Origin of the sequence: Spirosoma soli (genome assembly GCF_042684525.1) — a bacterium.
Taxonomy (GTDB): Bacteria; Bacteroidota; Bacteroidia; order Cytophagales; family Spirosomataceae; genus Spirosoma; species Spirosoma soli.
In genome coordinates, this window is record NZ_JBHULN010000014.1 from 131899 (window position 1) to 156344 (window position 24446).

Genomic DNA, 24446 nt, shown 5'->3' on the forward strand with positions numbered 1-24446 from the left:
CGCTAATCTTATTCGCTTTTCAAATAGTGAATCGGATTTGAACGGGCCGCTTTTAGCGCTTGACGTGAAACGGTCAAAGCGGTTATCAGGCCCGTCAGTAGGAGGGTACCTGCTAGCAACCATCCGTTCACGGATATCCGGTAGGTGTACTGCTCTAACCAAGCCGAGAGCAGCCATACTCCCACGGGGGCCGCTACCAGAAAGCCGAGACCTAATGACTTGCCAAATTCACGGCCCAACAACCATAGGAGTTGTGCCGTTCGGGCCCCCAGTACTCGACGAACACCAATTTCTTTTGCTTTGGCCTCAGTCAGAAACGTAACCAGGCCGTACAAACCCAGGCAACTCAGCCCAATAGCTACCAAAGCGAAGGCCTCGACCAAGTTGGCCAGTAACCGATCGGTGGCCGTAAAGCTTGCCATCAAATCAGTGAGGTCTTCTGGATGATAAACCTGATCAGGCAATACCTTGTCCCAAACCTGCTGAATGGCCCGGCGGGTCTGACCAGCGTGCGTGGGGGTCAGGCGGATCATGGCTACCCGGCTATGCGGAAGGTCATGGATTAGCGTGATGGGTAGAATGGGTTGGTGTAAATCACCGCTGCGAAAATCCCGCACAACGCCGACGATGACCCGTTCCGCGTCTTTCACGCGAATCGGTTTTCCCAGCACGGCAGCTGGCGAGGAAACGCCCAGCCGCTTTACCATCGTTTCATTCACCAGTGCATCATGACCCGTCGTATCGGTAGATCGAACGTTGCGACCTGCCACTAGCGATAAGCCGAAAACCGACAGGTAATGCGCATCAATCGCCCGAACCCTCGTCTCAAACGGTTCGGGCTCGGTGGTCGTATGATAACTGAACGGACTGGGCCGGTTATAAGCTGACGCGGGGACGTCGCTGCCGAAGGCAACTTGCTCGACGCCTGGAATTTGCCCCCACTGCTCGCGTAGGGTCGAAAGGGGGGCAGGACTATGCTGGGGTAAAAAAACGGCTAGGATCGATTCGTACTGAAAACCCCACGGGGCTTGCTGCATGTGCCGGAGCTGCGTGGTGATAACCAGTACACTCAGGATAAACAATTGCATCAGTACAAACTGGCCCCAGACAAGCCCTTGTCGAACCGTTAGCTTACCCTTCATCCGCGTTGTCAGTTGATTCGTCAGTGCTTTGGCTGGATTGAAACGGGCTAGTACGAACGCTGGGTACAATCCCGAAAGCAGGATAACCCCGATGAGTAAGCTTAGGAACCATGCCAGGGCCCGGCGCTGGACCACGTCCATAATGGAGAGGTTCGGCTGGAGCATCTCGATGTTAGCGGCTAAGGTTTGATTGACAAACGGCAAACTCAATTGGGTCAACAGGAGTGCTACCAGCATGGCCAGGATGACCAGTAGGGTTGTTTCCAGCATAAACTGACCGATTAGTTGCCCTTGCGTGCTGCCCATCACTTTACGAACTCCAACTTCCCGCGCTCGTTTCAGCGCCCGGGCGGTGGCCAGATTAATAAAGTTGATACAGCCCGCTATCACCAGAAGCATACCGACCGCAATCAGGGTATAAAGGATCGGCCGTGGAGCCGTACCACTACGCTCATGATTGAGCTCGGCCAGGGGTAACACCTGATAGTCAAAATGAGCGGCTTCCCTGGCTGGTAGATACTTGCGCCGAATGGCTGGTAAGCTCTGATGGAGTAAGATCGGGTCGACCCCTTTCCGAAGCCGCACAAAGCACATCGCTTGCAGGCCCTGCCAGTCGGCCAGCGCGGACGGCCCGTCGAGCACCGAAATAGTGGCATAGGAAACGAAGGCATCATAACGAAGCTGAGTATTGGCGGGTGGATCTTTTACGATACCTGTAACGGTCAGGTCTACCCGGTTGTCCAGCCGCAGGGTTCGCCCCAGGGCGGGTGCGGTATCGAAATATTTGCGGGCGTAGCGTTCACTAAGGACAATCGCGTTGGGAGCCGCCAGCGCTGTTTTTGGGTTGCCGCTTACCCACTCTACACCGAATATGGTGAAGTATTGAGGTTCGGTAAAGCAGACGGTACGCGCTTCGGCAAACTTTTTCACCCAACCGCCCTTGCCATTCGAGACACTTAGGCTCCGCCCATAAAACGTCTCTAAACGAACCGCACTTTCGACAAACGAATAGTCGCGCCGGAGTACGTCGGCTAGTGGGCGAGGGGCGGCATCCGTGGGCATGGTTGTTTCGCCTTTCACGTCGGTGACTAGCCAATATACACGATCCAGATGCGGATGGTAGCGGTCAAAGCTGAACATGTAATTGACCACCAGGAAAATGATCAGGCCACTGGTTAAGCCCACGGCCAGTCCTAGTAAGCTAACCAAATTGACAGGCCAGCTTTGCCACAACTGACGCCGGGCCACCTTGAGGTAGTGAACAACCATCAGAAAAGGGATTGGTAAGGATGAAAAATCTAGCAGAAATCGTTAACGGCAGGGTCAAGCGATGGCGAATGACTTAGGTTTACGAGGGCGCCCCTTCAGCCACCACCGAACCATGCCTATTCCTAATAAGGCCGCCAGGGCGAATACCCAGGCGGTTTGAAAAATCACAATCGGTATCGCTAACGGGCGACTCACCACGATCAGAAAACCCATCAGGATCAAAAACGTGAGCCCGTTGGAGAGGAACATGTATTGGAAAGGTTTGGTCGCTGGACGTCGTTTGGGCCTTACCCTAAATCGTGCAGCGGTTGCAAACGGACCGCTAAACTCTCGGATGTATAGTTGTTTCAACTGGTGCAGGGCCAGCGGATTAGCCTGCTGCATGACTTGCTCAAAGGCAGTCGGAAAATCTTGCCCCTGATCCATCCGCTGCTCAATCAGGGAGGCTATATGGTCCAGAAGTTCGGCGTGCAACGCCTGATGTGGCTTGCAGTGCTGAATCTCTTGCACTAAGCGGTTCAGTTGAGCGGGAGATAGTTTGTTCATAGCTAACGAAAAGGAATGAATGAAGGGAGAATAGTTATGAATTATTGCCCGAAGGTTATATCCGACGCAGGATTCATGAGTAATCGCATCAGGTAGACAAAACGTTCAAAATCAGTGCCTTTTCGAGCTGATAGCGCACTGCCGGTTGGGGTTAGCAGATAGTATTTGCGAAGTCGCCCGTCGACCTCCTGGCTTTGTGTAGTCAGTAAGCCCTCGTCTTCCAGTTTGTGGAGTACTGGGTAAAGGGCGCCAAATGTAAGGGTTAGTTCTCCACCGGTACGTTCTTCGACTGCCTGCGTAATTTCGTACCCATACATCCGTCCTTGTTGAGCCAGTAACCGAAGAACTATCGTCTTGAGGTTTCCTCGTAAAAATTCCCCATTAACTGAATCCATAAGCCTTGGTTAATCATTGACCGTTAATTTGAAACAAAAATATATAAGAAAATTATATATAAAAATAATATTTCATAACCTGTGCGAACAGGATAACCCCAGGCTGTAAGTTTCTTTGTGGGATACACGAGTTCGACCGAAAATCGCCCGTGACTTCTTGCCGTTTGATGGCATATAAAAACCATAAAGCTTCTTGTGATAAACAGAGCTTTATGGTTTTTATCTAGTTGTGTGTTTACTCACTACGTAAGCTTTTTACTGGGTTCATCAGAGCGGCTTTGATGCTCTGAAAACCGACGGTTAATAGGGCAATCGATACGGCAAAAAAGGCAGCTCCAAGGAATAGCCAGATGCTTAGATTCACATGGAAGGCATATACGTTTAGCCATTGATTGAGCGACCACCAGGCGACTGGCATAGCAATAAATAGGGCTAAAACAATCAACCTCACTAAATCGCGGGAGAGCAGGGTGGCGATTTCTTCGGTTGAAGCGCCCAGTACTTTTCGAACCCCAATTTCTTTCGTGCGTCGTTCGGCGGAGAACGTAGCAATACCGAACAGTCCAAGACAGGAGATAAACAGACACAGACCAGCCGCCCACGTAACGATCTGCCGTAACCGGGTCTCCTCTTCATATTGCTTGGCCAGAACCGAATCCAGAAACTGGTAATGGTAATAGTGCTGCGGAACGACTTCTCGGTACGTCTTGTCAAGCAGGGCCATTGTCCGGGCCACGTTTTCGGGCCGGATTTTTACCCAAACCTCGCCAAAAGGCGCGCGGTCATCGTCACCCACAAAAACCTGCGGCTTAATCTTTTCGTGCAGCGATGAAAAGTGATAGTCTTTCACAACACCGACAACCCGATACACTTTATTGTTGAGTTCGGGTATGATGACTTGCTGCGTCAGCGGATTTTTCCACCCGGCTTCTCGTGCGAAGGTTTCATTAACCAATGCGTTGTCGAGCGTGTCCGAAGTGTAGCTCGGGGAGAAGTTCCGGCCCCGAGCTATATGAATGCCCAGCGTTGGAAGGTAGTTCTCGTCAATACGGAGGTAATTGACGTCAATTGACTTATTGCTGGCTCGTGCACTGGTGTACTCGTCAAGCCAGTTCTTTGTAGCTACGTTAACAATACCGGGCTGGTTGGCGAGCTTTTGCTTGAATAGACGCGCGAAGTTGTCGTTGCCATTACGTAGTGAAGGCAATTCTATGCGAACCAAATGGTTTGGACTATATCCAAGGTCTCTTGTCGTCAGAAAGTCGAACTGAGCAAAAACGGCCAGCGTGGCAACGATCAGGAAAACCGATAAGGCAAACTGCACCACAACCAACCCCTGGCTGAGGTAGTTTTTGCCTTGGAAACCAACCCGACCATACAGTACTCGCGCCGGGTTGAACCGCGACAGTATGAAGGCGGGATACGATCCGGCCAGTAATGCGGTCATGATCAATAAACCTACATATAAGAGCACCAACTGAGTATCGAACAAGTACGATAGGTTGAGACTTTTGCCCGAAATTCCGTTAAAAAAAGGCAAAGATAGCTGGGTGAATCCCAGGGATAGGGCAAACGCGAGGGTACTTAACAGAAACGATTCGCCAAGAAACTGGGCCATTAGCTGCACGCGTTGTCCTCCCATTACCTTGCGCACACCTACCTCGCGGGCGCGTCGCAGGGAACGAGCGACTGTCAGGTTCACGAAGTTGATACAGGCGATGATCAGTATAAAGGCGGCAATGCCACCCAGCAAGTACAACGTCGTGGGATTGGTTGGCAATGCGATGTCGTTGCCTCCGCCGTAGGCCAAGGTTAGGTGAATATCCGTAAGGGACTGAAGGCCAAATCGCAGCTGTTCGACATTCCCCCGTTCCCGAGTTGCTTTGACTACCTGTTCACGACCCAGGCTGTTGAAAACGCGTGCCATCTTCTGCTCTACCGCTGCGGGCGATGCATCTGGCCGGAGCACCAGGAAGGTCGCTAGATACACATTAAGCCAATCCTGGTCTTTGTATTTGCTTTCATAATGCTTGAACGGCAAGAGCATCTCGAATTGTACGGACGAGTTTGGGCGCGGATTCTGGGCTACGCCCGAAACTACAAACGGCTCGAATTTACCGTTGATTTCCAGACTAAGCGTCTGGCCTAATGCGTGGGTAGTACCGAAATACTTCCTGGCACCGTCTTCGGTCAGTACAATTGAATTAACCGCTGGGAATGCTGACTGGGGTGTGCCTTCAATAAGTGGTAATGAAAACGTCTCAAAGATGGTATCGTCTACGTAGTGGGCGTTCTGGTAAAACCCATCGTTGCCCCGGCGGACGTTAAAGAAAACGCCTTGTATGCGTGTCGCTGACTCGATTTCGGGAATGTTAGCTGCAAACGTCGGTCCTTGAATGGCACCCGAGTTGCCTGTCTGGTTTTTGATCTCCGTTCCAGCAGCGTTCGTCGTCGTGGTCGTTAAACGGTAAATGCGGTCGGCCTTGTCATGAAAACCATCATAGGTAAGTTCATTTTTGAGGTACAACGTAATGACCAGCACGCAGGTGAGCCCCAGACTTAATCCTGACAGATTTAATAAACTATATACTTTTTGGTTGATAAGATTCCGCCGGGCGACGGTCAGATAATTACGGATCATACTGGGGTTCAGAAAAGAAGGTTGAGAATACTCACTCTTATTACGTTTAATCACATAGGGCCGCACAAAGCCCAGCACATCCCGCCAGTAGCGCCACCGCGCCCGGCGCTCACCTACGCGCTGAAGCTGGTACGCAAACTGCTCGTGCAGGTCACCTTGCAGGGTTTCCAGCAAGTGCGGAGCCACGAACCACTCCAACAGACGGTCGGCGGTACGCGGTGGGGTTGGGCGGTCCGGCGATCCGGTAGGGAGCTTTGGGTTCATAGGCATAGGGCTGGGGGCATGGGGCGAAGGGCTGGGGGCTGGGAGCACGGCTTGGTGTTATCCTTCGCCCCATGCCCCCAGCCAATTACTCACTACGTAAGGACTTCACCGGATTCATCAACGCAGCTCTAAGGCTCTGAAAACTGACGGTTAACAAGGTGATGAGTAAAACGCCAGCACCTGCTGCGGCAAAAATCCACCAGGAAATGTCAGCCCGGTATTGATACTGTTGCAACCAGCCCCCCATGAAATAGTAGGCGATTGGGGAAGCCAGCAGTAATGCAATGCAGATAAGTCTGATAAAGTCTTTAGACAGTAATTGCCACAGATTGAACACCGAAGCGCCCAGCACTTTTCGCACACCAATCTCCTTGGTTCGTTGCTCGGCTATGAACGAAGCTAGTCCAAACAGGCCCAGGCAAGAGATAAAGATTGCCAGAATGGCAAAGACGGTAGATAGATGACCAATACGCTCTTCGGCGCGAAACTTATGGTCGTATTCGTCGCTGGCAAACTTAAATTCGAACGGACTGCCAGGATTGTATTTTTTAAAAACAGGCTCAATTTTAGCAAGGGCCTCACTGGCACTCAGGTGTGGATTAATCTTGACATGAATGAACGAAGCCCAGTCTTCATCAAGCAAAAATATGGTTGGTTGGATTGGCGTAAAGGGAGACCCCATCACCACGTCCTTGATTACACCGATGATTGTGTAAGTCTTGCCATTCCACTTGATGTATTCGCCGACGGGTTCTTTCATGCCCATGAACTTAGCGGCACTTTCGTTGACGACTATGCCGAGTGTATCCGTCGAAAAGCCGCGTGAAAAGTCACGGCCTTGCTTAAACTGCCAGCCAACGGTTTTGCCGTATTCATGCGTGATTCCAACGGTGCCAAAATCGCCCAGTTTATTGGAGTCTTTGCCCTTCCAGTCGAAACTAGCGTCGCTGCCCCAAACTTCAGAGGTTGGACTTGACGATTCGGCCATGTTAATAATAGCACTGGTTTGCAATAGATCATTGCGGATAGCGTCGTAATGATCGTGGAGGTCCGCCGTGTTCATTCGAATCGATAACAGACCAGTCCGGTCGTAGCCAATGGGTCGGTTTTTAGCGTGTTGAATCTGGCGAAAGATGATGATGGTACCGATGATGAGCGTTATCGACACGGTAAATTGCGTAACGACCAAGACCTTACGAGGCACCGAGGCAAACCGTCCAGCCCGGAATGTGCCCTTCAAGACTTTGACGGGTTGAAAGCCTGACAGATATAGCGCCGGATAGCTGCCAGCTAATAAGCCGGTAAGTAGCGTAAATCCAACGGCAAGCACCCAGAATAACGGGTTGCTCCACAGAACAACCGTCTTTTTGTCGGCAAGCTCGTTGAACCACGGCAGAAGTAATTGCACGAGCAGCAACGCTAGGCCAAAGGCAATTGTGGTCACCAGTAGCGATTCGCTCAAAAACTGGTTGACTAACTGACTACGTACCGAACCCACCGCCTTGCGAATGCCAACCTCTTTGGCTCGCTTCTCAGAACGGGCGGTGCTCAGGTTCATAAAGTTGATGCAGGCCAGCAGTAACACGAACACGCCAATAATGCCAAACAACCACACGAATTGAATACGACCGCGTACTGATACGCCGTTCTCCCATTCGGAGTACAAATGCCAGCGGCTCATTGGGTGAAGAAACGCTTTGGGGTCGAACTTAGCTTCCTCTTTATCGTGCCGAGCCTTAATGCGCTCGATTTTGGCTGTGACCTGCTCGAAGCTGGTGTTGGGCGCAATCTGGACCAGCAGATGAAAAGAGTTGTTACCCCAGTTTGTCTCTGACCGTTTCACCCAAGGTGCCTCTTCAATGTACAGCTTCCAGGGAAGTAGGAATGATACGTCCCTGAACTCAGTATTATACGGTAAGTCTTCATAGACACCGGTAACCTTGAGATAATGCTTATTACTAACCTTAACGAGTTTGTTTAGTGGATCGGTCCCGCCAAACAACGCCTTTGCCACTGACTCGGACAGTAAAATAGACGTAGGATTATCAAGCCCGTTCTGCGTTCCTCTCAACATCTTGAGCGAAAACATCTGCGGAAAGTTCGGTTCTACGTAGTTACCTTTTTTTGTGAACTTATTTGGCCCGCACGCCAGAATATATTCTTCCGTCCATGATGATAGGACGATGTGGCTGAAATAATTGCCATACTCGTTCTGCAAAGCGGCCCGCATGGGAAGAGGTGTGGCTGGCGTTGTGCTGGTCGCTCCGTTGAACGTGTGGTGCTGCATCACCCGCGCAATGCGGTCGTAGTTGGCGTGGTACTTGTCGTAAGCTAGTTCGTCCCAAACCCACAAGCCGATTAGCATGGCCACCGCCATACCTACGGATAAGCCAACGATGTTAATAGCCGAATAGCCTTTGTTGCGGGACATGTTTCGGAAGGCGATGGTAAAATAACTTCGGATCATATCGGTATTGGTTAGGGTTGAATACTCACGCTTTTTACGCTTAATGACATAGGGCCTGATGAAGCCCAGTACATCCCGCCAGTAGCGCCATCGCGCCCGGCGAAGACCTATGCGCTCGACCTGGTAAGCAAACTCCTCGTGCAGGTCGCCTTGCAGGCTTTCCAGCAGATGCGGAGCCACGAACCACTCGAGTAGGCGGTCGGCTAATGGCGGAGGGGTTTTAGGCTTGGGGCTCATGGTATAGGGCTATGGGCATGGGGCGAAGGCTGGGGCCTGGTTGTACCCTTCGCCCCATGCCCATAGCCCCGCGATTTACTCACTACGTAAGGACTTAACCGGGTTCATCAAGGCCGCCCTAATACTCTGGTAGCTGACCGTTAATAGGGCAATGGCTAGAGCTAATATGCCGGCTAAGGCGAATATCCACCATTGTATATCAATGCGATAAGCAAAATCTTCCAGCCATCGGCTCATTGTAAACCAAGCCACCGGAACGGCAATGATCACGGCAATGAGGACTAGTTTTATGAAATCTGTAGCTAACAACTGAATAATGCCCGTTACGCTGGCCCCGAGTACTTTACGAACGCCAATCTCGCGGGTCCGGACCTGGGCCGTGTAGGTGGCTAAACCGAACAGGCCCAAGCAGGAAATGAGAATGGCAATGGAGGCAAAGACGTTGAACAGTAGTCCAGATTGCTGCTCCGACTTATAGAGGTTGTTAAACGATTCGTTCAGAAAGGTGTAGCTAAACGGGTAATCTGCATTGTATTGCTTCCACGAACGCTCGGTTGCGGCAATCGCTTGTTCCGCATTTTTGCCAGTTGTCTTGACGTAAAGCGCGTACATTTGCTCCGGTGCGTAGTAAAAAATAGCGGGCTCTATTTTCTGCCGCATAGAGGCAAAATGGAAGTCTTTAACGACGCCAACAATGGTGCCATTATGTTTCTGGAGCCTAAATCGCTTGCCAATGGGATTCTTGATGCGCGCGGCCTTTACTGCCGTTTCGTTCAGAATAAAATGCAGAGAATCCGTTGCAGCACCCGTAAAATTGTTGCCTTGCAGCAACTTCATCTTGAAGAAGGGAATAAAGTCTTTATCGATGGCTACCGGCCGCATAAACATGGTTTCGCCCTGTTCTTTGCCGTCCCAGTCATTATCGCCGGTTTGGCCACCGAGGCTGACAATGTTCGAACTGGCTCGCGTGACCGCCGTGACACCGGGTTGGTTTAATAGATCGGCTTTTACGGCATCGTAATGTTTACCCATGTCCCGCATGAACAACCCGAACACGTGGGCTTTCTCATAACCCAGTTCCTTCGAGCGAATGTATTGCAGTTGGTTGCTGATAACGAATGTCCCCGCAATCAGAATCACCGAAACCGCAAACTGGACCACAACCAGCACTTTCCGGAAGCTGGCTTCACTAAGCCGCGACGATACTTTCCCCTTCAGCGCTTTGAGGGGTTCGAACGAAGAGAGCAATATGGCCGGATAGATGCTCGACGCGGCCAGCGTTCCGACAATGGTCAGACCAATCAGCTGCCACAGGTGGTAATCAGAGAAATTCAGGACAAGCTCTTTGCCTGAGACTTGATTGTACAGGGGGAGCAATCCATACATCAACCCAATGGCCAGGACAGCAGCGATAGAAAAAAGCAGCGCGGTTTCCAGCAGGAATTGTAAGAACAGCTGACTGCGGGCTGCGCCGACAATTTTACGCATACTGATTTCTTTGGAGCGTAGCAACGAACGGGCCGTGGAGAGGTTGACGTAGTTGATGCAGGCAATGGCTAGGATCAGCAGGGCGATAATAGAAAACATCCTGACCGTTTCGATGCCACCTTCTGAGCCGTCAGCCCGGTAAAGATGCATGTCGGTCAGGGGCTGAAGCAGGTAGGAGAGGTCCGTATCGTCGGGTTTGTTTCGCAGGTGAATCTTCCGCAGTTTATCGCTCAAGGCGTTGGTTGACGTGCCTGGTTGGAGCAGTAGATACGTTTCATACATGAACTGCAAGAAGTCACTATCCATAGACTTTCCATCCTTTCTGTCCTGATACATGTTTTTAAACAGGAGCTGCATGGGCAAAAACAGGTCGCCGTTAATGCTCGAATTTTTGGGGAAATCCCGGATAACTCCACTTACCTTAAAGTAGGTCTTGTCGTTGGCAGCTAGTACTTTACCTATTGGGTTTTCATTACCAAAATAATGCCTTGCGGTAGTCTCGGTCAGAATAACAGAGTGGTTATCAGGAAAGGGTTTTGCTGGATTGCCCTGAATCAAGTTGAAATCAAATACCGAAAACAAGGATGGGTCGGTAAATGACGAATGCTCTTCGTTAAAAACCTTGTCCTTGTATTTGAACAGGGTGTATGCTCCATTGTAGGCGATCCGAATGGCGTCCTTTATTTCGGGCAGCTCCCGTTTGCCAAGTTCCGCGATGGGCGCGACGGTGGTCGTCCAGATTTGGCGACTACTTCCGGTGCCTGCCCAGTTTTCGAGTCGGTAGATGTTGCTGGCCTGGTGGTGAAACCGGTCAAAGCTAAGCTCATCCTGCACCCAAAATAAAATCAGTAGTCCAACGGCTAACCCAGCGGTCAGACCCGTCATGTTGATGAGTGAATAAAATCGATTATTCACCAGACTGCGCCAGGCGGTTTTCAAATAATTACGTAGCATAACAGGACTGAGTAAGAAAGGGGTTGAGTATTCTTGGGTTTTACGCTTGATGACATAGGGCCTGACAAAGCCCAGTACATCCCGCCAGTAGCGCCATCGCGCCCAGCGAAGACCTATGCGCTCGACCTGGTAGGCAAACTCTTCGTGCAGGTCGCCTTGCAGGGTCTCCAGCCGGTGAGGAGCCACGAACCACTCGAGTAGGCGGTCGGCGGTACGCGGTGGGGTAGGGGGCATGGGGCTCATAGGCATAGGGTTTGGGGGTGCTGGGCTTAGGGCGCAGAGCCGGACTTGGTGTTACCCTTCGCCCCAGGCCCTCATCTCCAAGCTATTTACTCACTCCGTAATGACTTAACCGGATTTGTTAGGGCTGCTTTGATAGCTTGTGAACTGACCGTCAGGAGGGCAATGCCTACCGCTACTATACCGGCCAGGGCAAACACCCACCATTCAATGTCAATGTGGTAGGCGAAGTTTTGTAGCCATTGATTCATGGCGTACCAGGCAATCGGGCTGGCTATTAAAATGGCAATGCCTACTGGTTTGAGAAAATCGCTGGAGAGCAGGCTTACAATACTGCCTACCGATGCCCCTAAGACTTTCCGCACGCCAATTTCTTTGGTGCGCTGCTGGGCTGAAAATGAGGCTAAGCCAAACAAACCTAGGCACGCGATGAATATGGCCAAGCCAGCGAAACCACTCAAAATCGTTTGCTGGCGCAGGTCGGCTTGATACATCTGGTCAAATTGCTGGTCGAGGAAGTGGTACTCGAACGGATAAGACGGCCGCGTTTTGGCGTATAACTGCCGGATGGTTTCAACCGTAGCGGGCAGGTTGCCGGGTCTCAGCCGAATCAGGGCGGCTCGTCGGTCGTCGGGGTTGGGCGCAATCACCAGCGGCTCGATGACTTCTTTCAAAGACAAAAAATTGAAGTCCTCTACCACCCCAATGATCGTGCGGTTAGTGCTGTCTTGCGTGGTATTCTTCAGCCACTTGCCAATGGCTTCGTCCGGAGTCCAGCCTAGTCTATTAGCGGCCGTTCGATTGATCAAAACAGCCCGGGCTGTGTCGCTGGCATACTGGGGCGAAAAGTTCCGGCCTGCAATCAGCTTTAACCCCATAGTTTTCACATAATCGAAATCCGCAAACTCGGTTCGGGCTTTCCATCGGTTGGGATGCGCTTCTACATCAAACATATGCCCATCGAAAAAGCCACCTGGCTCACCCGACATCATCGAAACGGCTTCTATTCGGCTTTGAGCAAGTAATTCCGGTTTATGGTTCAGCATGAAGTTGTAGATGTCCCCGTTATCGATTGGGATTACTAACGTTTGCTCTTTGTTATACCCAAGCTGTTTGTTTTTGAGGTAGCTCATCTGTCGTGTTCCGATAGCCGTCCCGAGCATAAGTAGTATCGAGATCGTGAATTGCACGATCACCAGCATTTGCCGCAACGAAATGCCGCCTTTGCCCAGCCGTAGTTTACCTTTCAGCGCCTGGATAGGTGAGAAGGCCGCTAAGACAAACGCGGGATAACTGCCCGACAAGAAACCTGCTACCAGGATAATCCCGACTAGAAACAACCCGATTGGTAGGGCATAAACGGCTAGGTTCAAGGGGTAGCCCAGTAGTTGTTTGTAAAAAGGGAAACTTAACGTCAGCAGGACCACTGACAGCACGCACGAGAGGCTTGTCAGTAGCAGCGACTCGCCAATAAACTGCCATACCAGATGCCCTTTGATAGCCCCTAAGACTTTCCGCACGCCAATTTCCTTCGACCGCTCCACCGCCCGAACCGTCGACAGGTTCATGAAATTGATGCAGGCCACGAGTAAAATCAGAATAGCAATCGATAGAAAGATATACACCACCTGTTTGTCGCCATGTTTGGCCCCATCGAAGGCCCCCTGCTCAAAGTAAACGTCGTGCAAGGGCGTGAGGGATAGACTGAAATGAAAGCCCGACTGCTTCATAATCAACCCCATGTGGTTATCCATAAAGCGGGGGAAATTTCGCTCAACCTGTTCTTCACTGATCATTGGGCCCAGTTTCACATAGGTGTAAAGGGCGTTGTTGATCCAGCGGGTCATCCAACCCCGGTCTTTGTAATTTTCCAGGGGGATCACTAAGTCAAAGTTTAGGTGAGAATTAGCGGGTACGTCCTGAGCAATACCGGTGACTTTGACGGGTAGATTGTTATCGATTTTAATAATTTTACCCATGGCGTTGTCGACGCTACCAAAGTATTTTTGGGCCGTTGACTCGGTGAGCACGACACTCGCCGGTTCGAGCAATACCGTAGCGGGATCGCCTTTGAGCAGCGGGAAAGAAAAGAACGTGAAAAAGTTAGGGTCGGCATCAATGATTTTTCGCTCGTGAAATGATTTGTCCTGGTAAGTTACCAGCGCATCGGTCGGGTTGACTCGTACCGCCTGAGTAATTTGCCCCCTGAAATCGTTCAGCAACGCAGGGGCGTAAGGGCCCGATAGGTACGAGACGGCTACTTCTTTGCCCTCATGTGGGATACCACGCATCACGCGGTAGATAGATTTTCCGTGTTTGTGAAAATCATCTACGCTGAACTCATTCATGATAAATAGAAAGATCATCAGACATACCGTGATGCCTGTGGACAAGCCTAGCAGGTTAATGACCGAAAAAGCCTTGTTTCGAGCCAGGTTACGAAAGGCAATTTTGAGATAGGAGCGTAGCATACCGGTGTAAGTTGGAGTTGAATAGTGTTCAGGGTTACGTTTCATTACATAGGGCCTCACGAACCCCAGTACCTCTCGCCAGTACCGCCACCGCGCCCGCCGTTCACCCACGCGCTCGACCTGGTAAGCAAACTCCTCGTGGAGGTCGCCTTGCAGGGTTTCCAGCCGATGCGGGGCCACAAACCATGCCAGTAGGCGGTCGGCTAAACGCGGGGGGGCTTGGGGCTTAGGGCGGTTGTGCTTCATGGCTTACTCGCTACGGAGTGACTTGACTGGATTCATCAGGGCCGATCTTTTCTGCCGATAGACTACGATCAACAACGTGATAATGAATAGGCTCAGCCCCAGCGCGGCAAGTAGTAACGACGACATCTGGTCGAATGGTGGTGTTACTCCCTGGGACGAAAAGACACGGAACGTAAGCAGGTCTACTTCAAGCCGGTTCATGTCCACTACGTTAAATGAGCGGTTGTAATGAATCGTTCGTCGGTCCGAAAAGCCGTCAATTTGAATGGACAGTATTCGGCCATCATCCGAGATGCGTGTCTTCACCCTCGATGAGGTAGATGGTCGGGTGGTTACTATGGTACTCACGCTGAGGAGCAGGAGGATGAGCAGGCGTTTCATTCGCGGATTGTTTTAGCGCACAAGGAATATTTACTCGGACCGTAAGGACTTGACGGGGTTCATCAGGGCGGCTTTAATGCTGTGAAAGCTGACCGTAGCTAGCGCTACCAGAATGGCCGCAACGCCAACCCCTACAAAAATCCAGATACTGATGGTAATGCGCTCGGCGTAGTTGTCCAGCCACTTCTGCATACCAAGCCAGGCCAAAGGGACCGCAATGGCTAGGGCAATGAGTACAAGCTTGACGAAGTCCCGCGACAACGTAACGACGATATTTGGTACGCTGGCCCCGAGCACCTTTCGGATACCAATCTCTTTAGTACGTTGCTCAATAACCAACAGCGCTATGGCGAACAGGCCTAGGCACGAAAGCAACATGGCTATACTGGCAGCCAGGCTAAAAATCTTCGACATGGCTTCTTCATTCTGGTACCAGCCGTCCACGTTTTCGTCGAGGAACGAGCCTAAAAATTCAGATTGAGGGGCCACTTCCCGCCAGATCTGTTTCATCCTGTCCATCGACTGCGCCAAGCTCTGCGTGGCGACCCGAACAAAGATGTAATGAATGTCCTCTCGGTTGGAAAGATGCATGGCAATAGGTCGGGCTTCGTCGGCGACCGAATAGAGGTGAAAATCGGGAATTACTCCAATGATTTCGGTCTTCAAACCTGTCGTATCGGAGTCATCCTTGATGAACGCACCAATGGGGTGCTTAGCGTCGATTAGTTTAGCCATACTCTCGGTAACGACCACGCGATTCACCGAATCGACAGCATAAGCCGGGTCGAAATCGCGGCCAGCCAGGGGCTTGATATTAAGGGTCTTGAGGTAATCGTAATCAACCAGCAGCCAGTCGGTCACAATTTGTTTGCCCTTGTAGGTAAAGCCGAACGTACTTCGGGACGTAACGCGGTCTTTGCCTTTGCCGAGGTTAATGCTTGTGCCTGTCACGGCCAGCACCGTGGGGTCGTTGGCCAACCTGTTCCGCAGGCGACCCAGCACCTGTCGACCATTCGCCTGATTTCCGACCGGAATGCTGATGACCTGTTCTTTATCAAAGCCAACCGGTTGCTGGCGCATGTAATCCACTTGCTGAATGGCAATGATCGTGCAGCAGGCCAATAGGGTAGACATGGCGAACTGCGTAACAATAAGCGAATTACGTAGCAGACCCGGACGTTTCAGCGACACCTTACCCTTCAACACCTCCACTGCATTGAACTTGGCCATTTGCCAGGCCGGGTAACCACCGGCCACGAGCGTAACCAGGAGAAAGACGCCCACCATCCAGGCAATAAAACCCGGTTGAAACGCATGAGTCAGGGTAAACTTGGTCTGGAACGTACTGTTGAACGTGCCTATGAGCAGATAAATGAGTGCGGCACCAATGATAAAGCCAAGGAGACAGATGAACGTCGATTCACTCCATATCTGGACAAATAACTGGTTCCTGAGCGCTCCCAGCGACTTGCGCACACCCACTTCTTTGGCTCGCGTAAACGACCGGGCAATGCTCATGTTGATGAAGTTGATGCAGGCAATAGACAGGATAAAAACGGCAATGCCAATCAGGACGTAGATCAGGGCAATGGGTGCTCCTTTGCCATCTGACACATCCCGGTCGAAATGAACATTGGCCAATTTCTGTAAGCGTAGCGCAAATACATCCCCACGCTCATCGGCCTTGGCTCCTTTCTTTATGAGGTCTTGCACGGTGCCGGCGAAATACTTCTGGGTGAATGGCTTGAGCCGGGCTTCAAAAGCTGCCTGATCGACCTGGGGCGCTACTTTGATAAACACCCAATGCGTAATAGCCTGCCAACTGTCCTTATCGTTCTGGTAATTTGGCGCAGTTTCGATGCGAGCCAACGCGTCGTAGTGAATCGAGGAGTTATCCGGCGAATCGGCAATAATCCCGGTCACGATGTATTGCTTTTTGTCGCTCCCAATCAGTAGCCGCTTGCCAATCGGGTCTTCATCGGCAAACACGGCTTTTGCCATTGTTTCGCTGATGACAATGCTGCTTAGGTCACGTAATGCCACCTCCCGGCTCCCCTTGAGTAAGGGAAAGGAAAACAGCTTTAGAAAGTCAGGATCAGTCTGGACGACCATCTTGTCAAAATATTTTCCCCGGTATTCAACCAGACTGGTTCGCCCAGACATGACCCGGGCCGCAGCTTCAATCTCTGGGTGTTCACCTTTTAAGGCTGGTGTGAGGGGAAGCGGCATTCCTCCCGTCCGACTGACGCGATCGGGATCGTTGGAAAAGAAGTACGTCTGGAAAATCCGGTCTCCGTCTTTATGGAACGAGTCGAATGTGAGCTGGCGGTAAGCTACAAGGAACAAAAACAGGCAGATGCAGAAGGCGACCGAGAGGCCAACCACATTTACGGCGGCATAACCTTTGCTTCGCCAGAGGTTCCGCAGGGCAATTTTGATATAGGAACGAATCATATCTGCGTTGGTTGGGTTTGAATACTCACTTTTCTCACGCTTCATCACATAGGGCCTGACAAAGCCCAGCACATCCCGCCAATACCGCCACTGTGCCCGACTCTCACCAATGCGCTCGACCTGGTAAGCGAACTCCTCGTGCAGGTCGCCTTGTAAGGTTTCCAGTAGATGGGGAGCCACGAACCATTCGAGCAGGCGATCGGCTGCGCGCGGAGGGGTTGGGCGGTCCGGCTTCATGGCTTGGCTTACTCGCTACGGAGGGACTTGACGGGGTTCATCAGGGCGGCTTTAATGCTTTGATAGCTTACCGTCAGTAGCGTAACGACTAAGGCTCCCGCACCCGACACGGCGAAGATCCACCAGGAAATCTCTGTTCGGTATTCATATTTTTGGAGCCAACTGTTAAGCGCATAATAGGCCAGGGGCGTCGCGACAAAAAAGGCAATCACTACCAGCACCACGAAGTCTTTGGAGAGCAGCCCCCAGAGGTTAACTACACTCGCTCCCAATACTTTTCGTACGCCGATTTCTTTGGTTCGTTGCTCGGCAATAAACGAAGCCAGCCCAAAAATGCCCAGGCAGCTGATGAATATGGCCAGAATGGCAAAGAAACTTGACAGCCTTCCAATCCGTTCTTCGTCGCCGAATTTCCGAGCGTAGGCTTCATCGACGAACTTATAGTCGAAGGGAGCCGAGGGGCTATACTTTTTAAAGACCGGTTCGATTCGGCTGAGTGCTTCGCGGGCGCTAAGTGCTGGATTTAGCTTGATATTAAAGACGTTCGCATCCCCGTAATCCAACATGAAAACAGTCCGGAAAACAGGCTGGTAAGGCGACTCCATCACCATATCTTTGATCACACCAACTACCGTGTAAGGCTTACCGTCGCAGGTTACTGTCTCGCCGATGGGCTGCTTGAGTCCCATGAATTTTACGGCCGTTTCGTTTAATACTATACCGGATGAATCCGTAGAGAAAGCCCTCGAGAAGTCACGACCTTGCTTGAACTGCCAGCCGACGCTCTTCCCAAAGTCGTGGCTGACGGAAACCGTTGCGAAGTTGCCTTCTGTGCTGGGGTCCTTCCCTTTCCATTCATAGCCATTGTTAACGGCCGCTACGTAGGTGGGCGGATTAGACGATTCCGACATGTCGGCCACGGCGCCGGTTCGTAATACATCACTCCGAATTGCATTATAATGGCTCGCCATGTCGGGTGTGGTCATGGGTACCGTCAACAACCCATCCCGGCTATAGCCAATTGGCCGATCCTTAGCGTATTGAATCTGCCGGAACACAATGATCGTTCCGATGATGAGGGTAACCGATACGGTGAACTGCACGACTACTAACACCTGGCGGGGAATGGCGGCAAAGCGGCCTACTTTAAACGTACCCTTCAGTACTTTTACCGGTTGAAAACTGGATAAATAGAGGGCTGGATAACTGCTGGCGATCAAACCCGTCAATAAGCTGAAGCTAAGTCCCAAACCCCAGAATAAAGGGTTTGACCATAAGATCGTCAACTTTTTATCAGCTACTTCGTTGAATACTGGCAGCGAGAATTGGACCAGTAGGAGCGCCACGGCAAAAGCAACCGCGACCACCAGCAACGACTCGCTGAAAAATTGGGCAATCAGTTGACTGCGCACTGAACCTACTGCTTTGCGAATACCAACCTCTTTGGCGCGCTTCTCGGAACGGGCGGTACTGAGGTTCATGAAGTTGATGCAGGCCAGCAACAGCACGAATACGCCGATGATACCGAACAGCCAGACAAACTGGATTCGTCCGCCTGTGTTGACGCCGTTTTTCCATTCCGAATACAAATGCCATTGGCTCATCGGATGCAGGAAAACTTCGGGCTTAAACCTGGCTTCGGCAGGATTCACCCGGTTCAGTTTTACATCTTTTATTTGAGCCGAGAGTTTGTCAATGTCATCCGGCTGCACGCCCACATGGTCGGCCAGTTGAGCAAAGGTCTGGAAAGCATTGGCCCGCCAGGGGTTATTAAGTTTTTCTGGCCACGAGGTGCTGTTGAAGAACAGCGCCCAGGGCGCCATGAATGTCAATTCTTTGAAGTCAGAATTGTAGGGCAAATCCTCGTAAACACCCGTTACTTTCACGTCGAACTTACTATCAATTTTCATGAGCTGGCCGATGGGGTCAGTATCTCCGAAAAAGGCGTTGGCTACCGACTCAGACAACATGATTGAATTGATCTCTTTTAGCCCCGCCCGCGTTCCTTTCCGCATATGGAGCGTCAGCATATCAGGCGCTTGTGCTTCAAAGAAGTTTCCGGTTTTTGTTATTTTCTTATTGCCGTAAGCCAGAACGTGGTCATTCGTCCAGGAGGACATCACCACGTATTTGAACAGCCCCTCGCCGGCGGCTTGGCCATCAGAACCGTACTTACTCCAGAGTTCAGGCCCCAGCGGATACGGATTGGCGCGTTGCGTACCAACTTCGCCGTTGAAGGTCTGGTGTTGCATCACCTGCACAATTCGGTCGTAGTTCTGGTGGTATTTGTTGAACGACAATTCGTCGTGGATCCAGAGACCGATCAGCATCGCTACGGCCATACCTGCGGCCAGACCTGCAATATTGATAAAGGAGTAGACCTTGTTCTTGACCAGGTTCCGATAAGCGATTTTAAAATAGTTGCGTAGCATAGTTGTCAGTGCCGGGTTCGAATAAGTACTTTCTTCACGCTTGATGACGTAGGGCCGAATGAACCCTAGCACATCCCGCCAGTAGCGCCACCTGGCCTGACGCTTACCGATGCGTCCGACCTGGTAAGCAAATTCCTCATGCAGGTCGCCTTGCAGGGTTTCCAGCCGATGAGGAGCCACAAACCATTCGAGTAGGCGGTCGGCAAGGCGCGGGGGTTGGAAGTTCATAGATTAATGGCGAGTTTGGGGGTAGAAGGCACTTCGTTCCACAACTGCGCTCGCATGGCTTTGATGTCCTGCAATGTCCGATAGCCGTAGGCTGTCACCGTAAACAGCAGTTTCCGACGACCACCACGCTCGGGTGTGGGATCACCCAACCGCGACGCGACCATACCTTTCTCCTGCAACCGGTGCAGAGCGGCATGGACCTGATTGAGTCGTACGGACCGGTCGGTTTCCTCGTTCAGCTTGTGCGTAAGGCCAACGCCATATGCTTCGCCGTCCATGCTTGCCACCAGCAGCAGTACAATCTCTTCAAACTCGCCTAAGTAGGTTCGTTTCATAGTAGTAAAGAGCGAATGAGTGAATGAGCGAAAGAGTGATTGCTTTACTGAACGATGCCACTCTTTTCCACTCCATATTTAGATACGCTATTAAATCCATTTTTGCTGAGCAAATAGGTTGCCAATGCGTTGAAAATGCCTCTAATGGCTTCTGGTAGCAGGTTGCGCTAAAGACTGTAACTGAAGATTGTCCGTTACCGGACACCGGATGTACGCTTCAGGACAGTATGGTTATGACTCTCATCACAGCGTGCACAGACTCTTTACTCCGGCGGTTCAAACAATATTCACTCAGTGAATTCTGGCTCTGGACGGGTAAAGTCGATAAGCTCTACCCTTTTGCTGAGAAACTACTTCAGACATTGCTATGAGACATCTAAGTAAGCTTTTGCTTTGTGGTGTGCTGTGCTCACTTCATACGGTATTGCTGATAGCCCAGAAAGCGCCCGAAGACAAAGCGGGTTGGAAACTAGGGGCACAGGCCTACTCATTTCGGCTGTTTCCATTTGCCGAAGCGCTCCGTAAGATCGATAGCTGTGGCCTTAAAAACGTAGAGGCTTATCCGGGGCAGACCATCGGCAACGGTATAGACGGTAAGATGGACTTTAAGATGGATGCCGCTACCCGGCAAGCCGTTAAGAAGATGATAAAAGACCGCGGCATGACGGTTGTTGCTTACGGGGTAATTAGTCCCAAAACGGAGGATGACTGGAAAGCCTTATTTGAGTTTGCCAAAGATATGGGCGTCCTGAATATTAATTCGGAACCCACACCCGAGCAGATGCCTTACGTTCGTCAGCTAGCCGATCAATATAAAATCAACGTAGCGTTGCACAATCACCCCAAGCCGTCGCGGTACTGGCATCCCGACACGGTGCTGGCAGCCATTGGCACTAGTAAATACGTCGGTTCTTGCTCTGATATTGGACATTGGGTACGCTCAGGATTAGATCCGGTTGAGTGCCTAAAGAAATTGAACGGCCATGTGCTGGGTATGCATTTTAAGGACGTGAAAAAAGATACCCCCGAGGGTAAGTACCACGATGTGGTCTGGGGCACTGGGGATTGCAAGGTTGAGCAGGTCATTGCGGAAATGAAACGCCAGAAGTTTAAAGGACCGATCTCGGCGGAATACGAATATCACTGGGAAAACAATGGGCCAGAAATTGCCGAAAGTGTAAAGAACTTCCGGGAGATTTATAACCGCGTAAAGGTTCAGTAACTCATTGATTGAGTCATAAAAAAAGCTGCTGTTACGTAACAGCAGCTTTTTTTATGACTCCGTGTTACTACTCGGTTCGTAAACTCTTGCTCGGATTCATCAGGGCCGCCTTTATGCTTTGAAAACTAACAGTGAGCATAGCAACCGAAATCGCCAGCATACCGGCCACTGCAAATACCCACCAATCGATGGTAATCTTATAGGCAAAGTCTTCTAACCACTGGGTTGTGGCATACCAGGCAATTGGGGTAGCGATGGCAATCGCAATCAACACCAACTTCAGAAAATTAGCCGACAGGAGCGTAACAATGCTACTGACCGACGCGCCCAGGACTTTACGGATGCCGATTTCTTTGGTACGTTGTTCGGCCGTAAACATGGCCAGACCGAATAAGCCCATACATGAAATCAGAATAGCGATGGTGGTGGCTGTATTAATAAGCTGACTCGTTTTTTGCTCCTTTTCATACAGCTTAGCAATCGAGTCGTCCAGAAATGAGTACTCGAATTTATTGTCGGGATATACCTGGTTCCAGGCCTTTTCAATGGTCGCTAAAGTACCTTGCATATTGCTCAACGACTTGCCTCTTGTGGCTAATTTTACCCCGATATTTTGGGCCTGTCGGGGCATATACCCAATAAAGACCGGGCTGATCTTCTCATGAAACGATTGCTCATGGAAGTCGGCCACCACCCCAACAATTGGATACGTTTTTCCTTGAAAGTCAATGAGCTGATTAAGGGCCTCTGCCGGTTTCTTGAAGCCTAACGCTTTGGCGTACGTTTCATTAATGACCAGTTCCCGTAGTGAATCGCTTTGGCGATAGTTTCGGCCGGCCAGTAATCGAAGCTGATACAAAGGAATAAAATTTGCGTCTCCCACTTTAGCTGAAACATCCATTTCTATCTCCTTTTTGCCCCGGTATTTCAGCTTAGTTACCATGTAACTCTCACCCATTGGCGGAAACCATTCCATGGTAACTCGGTCGACCTCCGACAATTGTTTTAGTTTTTGAGCCAGAACGTCACTCTTACCCAGGCGACCCGTTTGAAGCGAAATAATAGCGTCGGTCGAAAAACCCAGGTCTTTAGTACGCATAAAACTAAGCTGACGACCTACAAACAAGGTGCCAATAATGAAGACCAGTGAAACGGTGAACTGGAAAATGATCAGGCTCTTACGTAGGTAACCTTTCTGATTGCCGACTACTGCGTTCTGCCCCTTTAGAGTAAGCGCAGGTCGGTATGACGATAATATCCATGATGGGTACAGGCCCGAGAGAAAAGCCGTAAGACACGTAATAAGCGCCAGAAATAGCCATGTTTGCGGATCTAACCCATTGAAGCCAACGCCCTCAGGAATGAATGACTGGAAGGCTGATAACACGGGCTTTGTGAGCACTAACGAAATGAGTACGGCAAAAACAGTTAAAATGAGCGTTTCGCTCATGAACTGAGCAACCAGACTGCTCCGATTACTACCCAGCACTTTCCGAAGTCCTACTTCCTGCGCTCGCCGAATAGACTGTGCCGTAGTCAGGTTGATAAAATTAATTGCGGCAATCAACAAGATAAACAAAGCAACGCCCATGAGTCCGTAAAGCGTGGGTAAGTGGGCTTTTCGGGAGTAATTATCTGCGTAGTTGGCGTTGAAATGCAAGTCAGAGAGGGGTTGAAGAGCCGGTACAAATTTGAAACCCTGCTTGAAATGTTGTTTAGAGAATTGCAGAAAGGAATTCGTTAATTGGGTGGGCGACGTACCTTGCGGCAGTTTTACGAAGGCCTGCGATGCCGACCAGATGTCGTCCCATTGGTCAAGGTTTATGCTGCCTTTCATCTGGCTGCTGGCCCTGATCGTTGAAAACGAAATAAAGTCGGTGAACCTGAAATCAGTCGGCTGTTCCCAATCTTTCACAATGCCTGCCACGCTAACCCGTAGGGAATCCCAATAGATAACCTCTCTGCCCAGCATCTGGTCCAGGGGTAAATTACCAAAGTACATACGGGCTTTACGCTCCGAAAGAACCAGTTTGAAGGGCTCATTTAAGGCAACTTTAGGATTACCAGCTAGCCACTGGTAGTTGAAGATGTCAAAATACTGTGGCTCAGCGACGATAATGTCACCGTGACTTTTGTTGTCGAATCGCCTGGGTTTTTCTTTTCCGTCGGGAATGAGGACCTGCGACTCAATGTTATGAAACGCAGCTACTGTTTCCAAACCAGGAATCTCCTCCCGAATTGCCTTCGGTACGGCATTGGGGATAAATCCAACGGGATGCTTCTCGCCCCCTGCGCCATACTGAGACTCACCGACCAGGCGGTAGATCCGCTCTTTATCAGGAAAGAACGTATTGTAGCTTAATTCAAAGCTAGTGATGAGGTAAATCACCAGACAAGCTGTTACGCCCAGCGTAAGGCCGGATAAGTTGATAAGTGTACTGACTCTATGCTTCGTCAGCGTACGGAAAGCCGTTTTCAAATAATTACGTATCATGGCAGGGCTTACTAGAAAAGGTGATGAATACTCACTCGGTTGACGTTTAATGGCAAATGGCTTCGTGATGAATCCCAATACTTCCCACGTATATTGCCGCCGGGCACTCCGCTCGCCAAACAGGGTCGCGTTGCGTTGGAAGCGCTCGTGCAAGTCGCCCTGCACTTCTTCCAGCAAGTGCGGAGCACAGAACCATTCGAGTAAGCGATCGGCTGTACGCGGAGGGGTAGGGCGGTCCGGCGATCCGGCGGAGGGCTTGGGGGTTGGACTCATGGCGTTGGGCTTAGGGCAGGGGCGGACTTG

General features: G+C 50.8%; 13 protein-coding genes. 1 reads left to right on the forward strand and 12 read right to left on the reverse strand.

The features are described 5' to 3' along the window. Window positions 1–8: 8 nt before the first annotated feature. From ACFSUS_RS20550 to ACFSUS_RS20600, 11 genes are all read right to left on the reverse strand, one after another. Window positions 9–2411, reverse strand: a complete 2403-nt coding sequence (locus ACFSUS_RS20550) for an ABC transporter permease (RefSeq protein WP_381525625.1) — start codon at window positions 2409–2411, stop codon at window positions 9–11. A gap of 54 nt (window positions 2412–2465) precedes the next feature. Beyond that, on the reverse strand, window positions 2466–2957 hold the full coding sequence (locus ACFSUS_RS20555) for a hypothetical protein (protein ID WP_381525626.1): 492 nt from the start codon (window positions 2955–2957) through the stop codon (window positions 2466–2468). A 41-nt stretch (window positions 2958–2998) separates the two neighbouring features. Then, on the reverse strand, window positions 2999–3352 hold the full coding sequence (locus ACFSUS_RS20560; protein WP_381525627.1) for a PadR family transcriptional regulator: 354 nt from the start codon (window positions 3350–3352) through the stop codon (window positions 2999–3001). Window positions 3353–3587: 235 nt separating this feature from the next. Continuing rightward, window positions 3588–6257 carry an ABC transporter permease gene (locus ACFSUS_RS20565; protein ID WP_381525628.1) on the reverse strand — a complete coding sequence of 890 codons (2670 nt, stop codon included), beginning with the start codon at window positions 6255–6257 and terminating at the stop codon, window positions 3588–3590. An 85-nt stretch (window positions 6258–6342) separates the two neighbouring features. Continuing rightward, window positions 6343–8961, reverse strand: coding sequence for an ABC transporter permease (locus tag ACFSUS_RS20570; protein WP_381525629.1), 2619 nt, complete (start codon window positions 8959–8961; stop codon window positions 6343–6345). Window positions 8962–9036: 75 nt separating this feature from the next. Then, window positions 9037–11646, reverse strand: a complete 2610-nt coding sequence (locus tag ACFSUS_RS20575) for an ABC transporter permease (RefSeq protein ID WP_381525630.1) — start codon at window positions 11644–11646, stop codon at window positions 9037–9039. 86 nt (window positions 11647–11732) lie between these two features. Continuing rightward, window positions 11733–14360 (reverse strand): ABC transporter permease, encoded by a 2628-nt coding sequence (locus ACFSUS_RS20580; RefSeq protein ID WP_381525631.1) that lies wholly within the window; start codon window positions 14358–14360, stop codon window positions 11733–11735. A gap of 3 nt (window positions 14361–14363) precedes the next feature. Further along, window positions 14364–14741 (reverse strand): hypothetical protein, encoded by a 378-nt coding sequence (locus tag ACFSUS_RS20585; RefSeq protein ID WP_381525632.1) that lies wholly within the window; start codon window positions 14739–14741, stop codon window positions 14364–14366. Window positions 14742–14771: 30 nt separating this feature from the next. Beyond that, window positions 14772–17432 (reverse strand): permease prefix domain 2-containing transporter, encoded by a 2661-nt coding sequence (locus ACFSUS_RS20590; RefSeq protein WP_381525633.1) that lies wholly within the window; start codon window positions 17430–17432, stop codon window positions 14772–14774. A gap of 8 nt (window positions 17433–17440) precedes the next feature. After that, window positions 17441–20092, reverse strand: coding sequence for a permease prefix domain 2-containing transporter (locus ACFSUS_RS20595; RefSeq protein WP_381525634.1), 2652 nt, complete (start codon window positions 20090–20092; stop codon window positions 17441–17443). Next, window positions 20089–20427: a PadR family transcriptional regulator gene (locus ACFSUS_RS20600; RefSeq protein WP_381525635.1), complete on the reverse strand. Its 339-nt coding sequence runs from the start codon at window positions 20425–20427 to the stop codon at window positions 20089–20091. The genes ACFSUS_RS20595 and ACFSUS_RS20600 overlap by 4 nt, the downstream gene beginning before the upstream one ends. Window positions 20428–20794: 367 nt before the next feature. On the opposite strand from ACFSUS_RS20600, the gene ACFSUS_RS20605 reads away from it, so the two are divergent. After that, a complete protein-coding gene (locus ACFSUS_RS20605; protein WP_381525636.1) occupies window positions 20795–21649 on the forward strand; it encodes a sugar phosphate isomerase/epimerase family protein in 855 nt (284 codons plus the stop codon). 67 nt (window positions 21650–21716) lie between these two features. On the opposite strand, the gene ACFSUS_RS20610 is transcribed toward ACFSUS_RS20605, so the two are convergent. Beyond that, complete coding sequence (locus ACFSUS_RS20610) at window positions 21717–24416, reverse strand: permease prefix domain 2-containing transporter (RefSeq protein ID WP_381525637.1); 2700 nt, start codon at window positions 24414–24416, stop codon at window positions 21717–21719. Window positions 24417–24446: the final 30 nt, after the last annotated feature.

Coding starts and splice junctions, on each gene's coding strand:
- ACFSUS_RS20560 (WP_381525627.1), bottom strand. CDS start 3,352: ATGGATTCAGTTAATGGGGAATTTTTACGAGGAAACCTCAAGACGATA.
- ACFSUS_RS20575 (WP_381525630.1), bottom strand. CDS start 11,646: ATGAGCCCCATGCCCCCTACCCCACCGCGTACCGCCGACCGCCTACTC.
- ACFSUS_RS20600 (WP_381525635.1), bottom strand. CDS start 20,427: ATGAAACGAACCTACTTAGGCGAGTTTGAAGAGATTGTACTGCTGCTG.
- ACFSUS_RS20565 (WP_381525628.1), bottom strand. CDS start 6,257: ATGAACCCAAAGCTCCCTACCGGATCGCCGGACCGCCCAACCCCACCG.
- ACFSUS_RS20550 (WP_381525625.1), bottom strand. CDS start 2,411: ATGGTTGTTCACTACCTCAAGGTGGCCCGGCGTCAGTTGTGGCAAAGC.
- ACFSUS_RS20555 (WP_381525626.1), bottom strand. CDS start 2,957: ATGAACAAACTATCTCCCGCTCAACTGAACCGCTTAGTGCAAGAGATT.
- ACFSUS_RS20605 (WP_381525636.1), top strand. CDS start 20,795: ATGAGACATCTAAGTAAGCTTTTGCTTTGTGGTGTGCTGTGCTCACTT.
- ACFSUS_RS20590 (WP_381525633.1), bottom strand. CDS start 17,432: ATGAAGCCGGACCGCCCAACCCCTCCGCGCGCAGCCGATCGCCTGCTC.
- ACFSUS_RS20580 (WP_381525631.1), bottom strand. CDS start 14,360: ATGAAGCACAACCGCCCTAAGCCCCAAGCCCCCCCGCGTTTAGCCGAC.
- ACFSUS_RS20570 (WP_381525629.1), bottom strand. CDS start 8,961: ATGAGCCCCAAGCCTAAAACCCCTCCGCCATTAGCCGACCGCCTACTC.
- ACFSUS_RS20595 (WP_381525634.1), bottom strand. CDS start 20,092: ATGAACTTCCAACCCCCGCGCCTTGCCGACCGCCTACTCGAATGGTTT.
- ACFSUS_RS20585 (WP_381525632.1), bottom strand. CDS start 14,741: ATGAAACGCCTGCTCATCCTCCTGCTCCTCAGCGTGAGTACCATAGTA.
- ACFSUS_RS20610 (WP_381525637.1), bottom strand. CDS start 24,416: ATGAGTCCAACCCCCAAGCCCTCCGCCGGATCGCCGGACCGCCCTACC.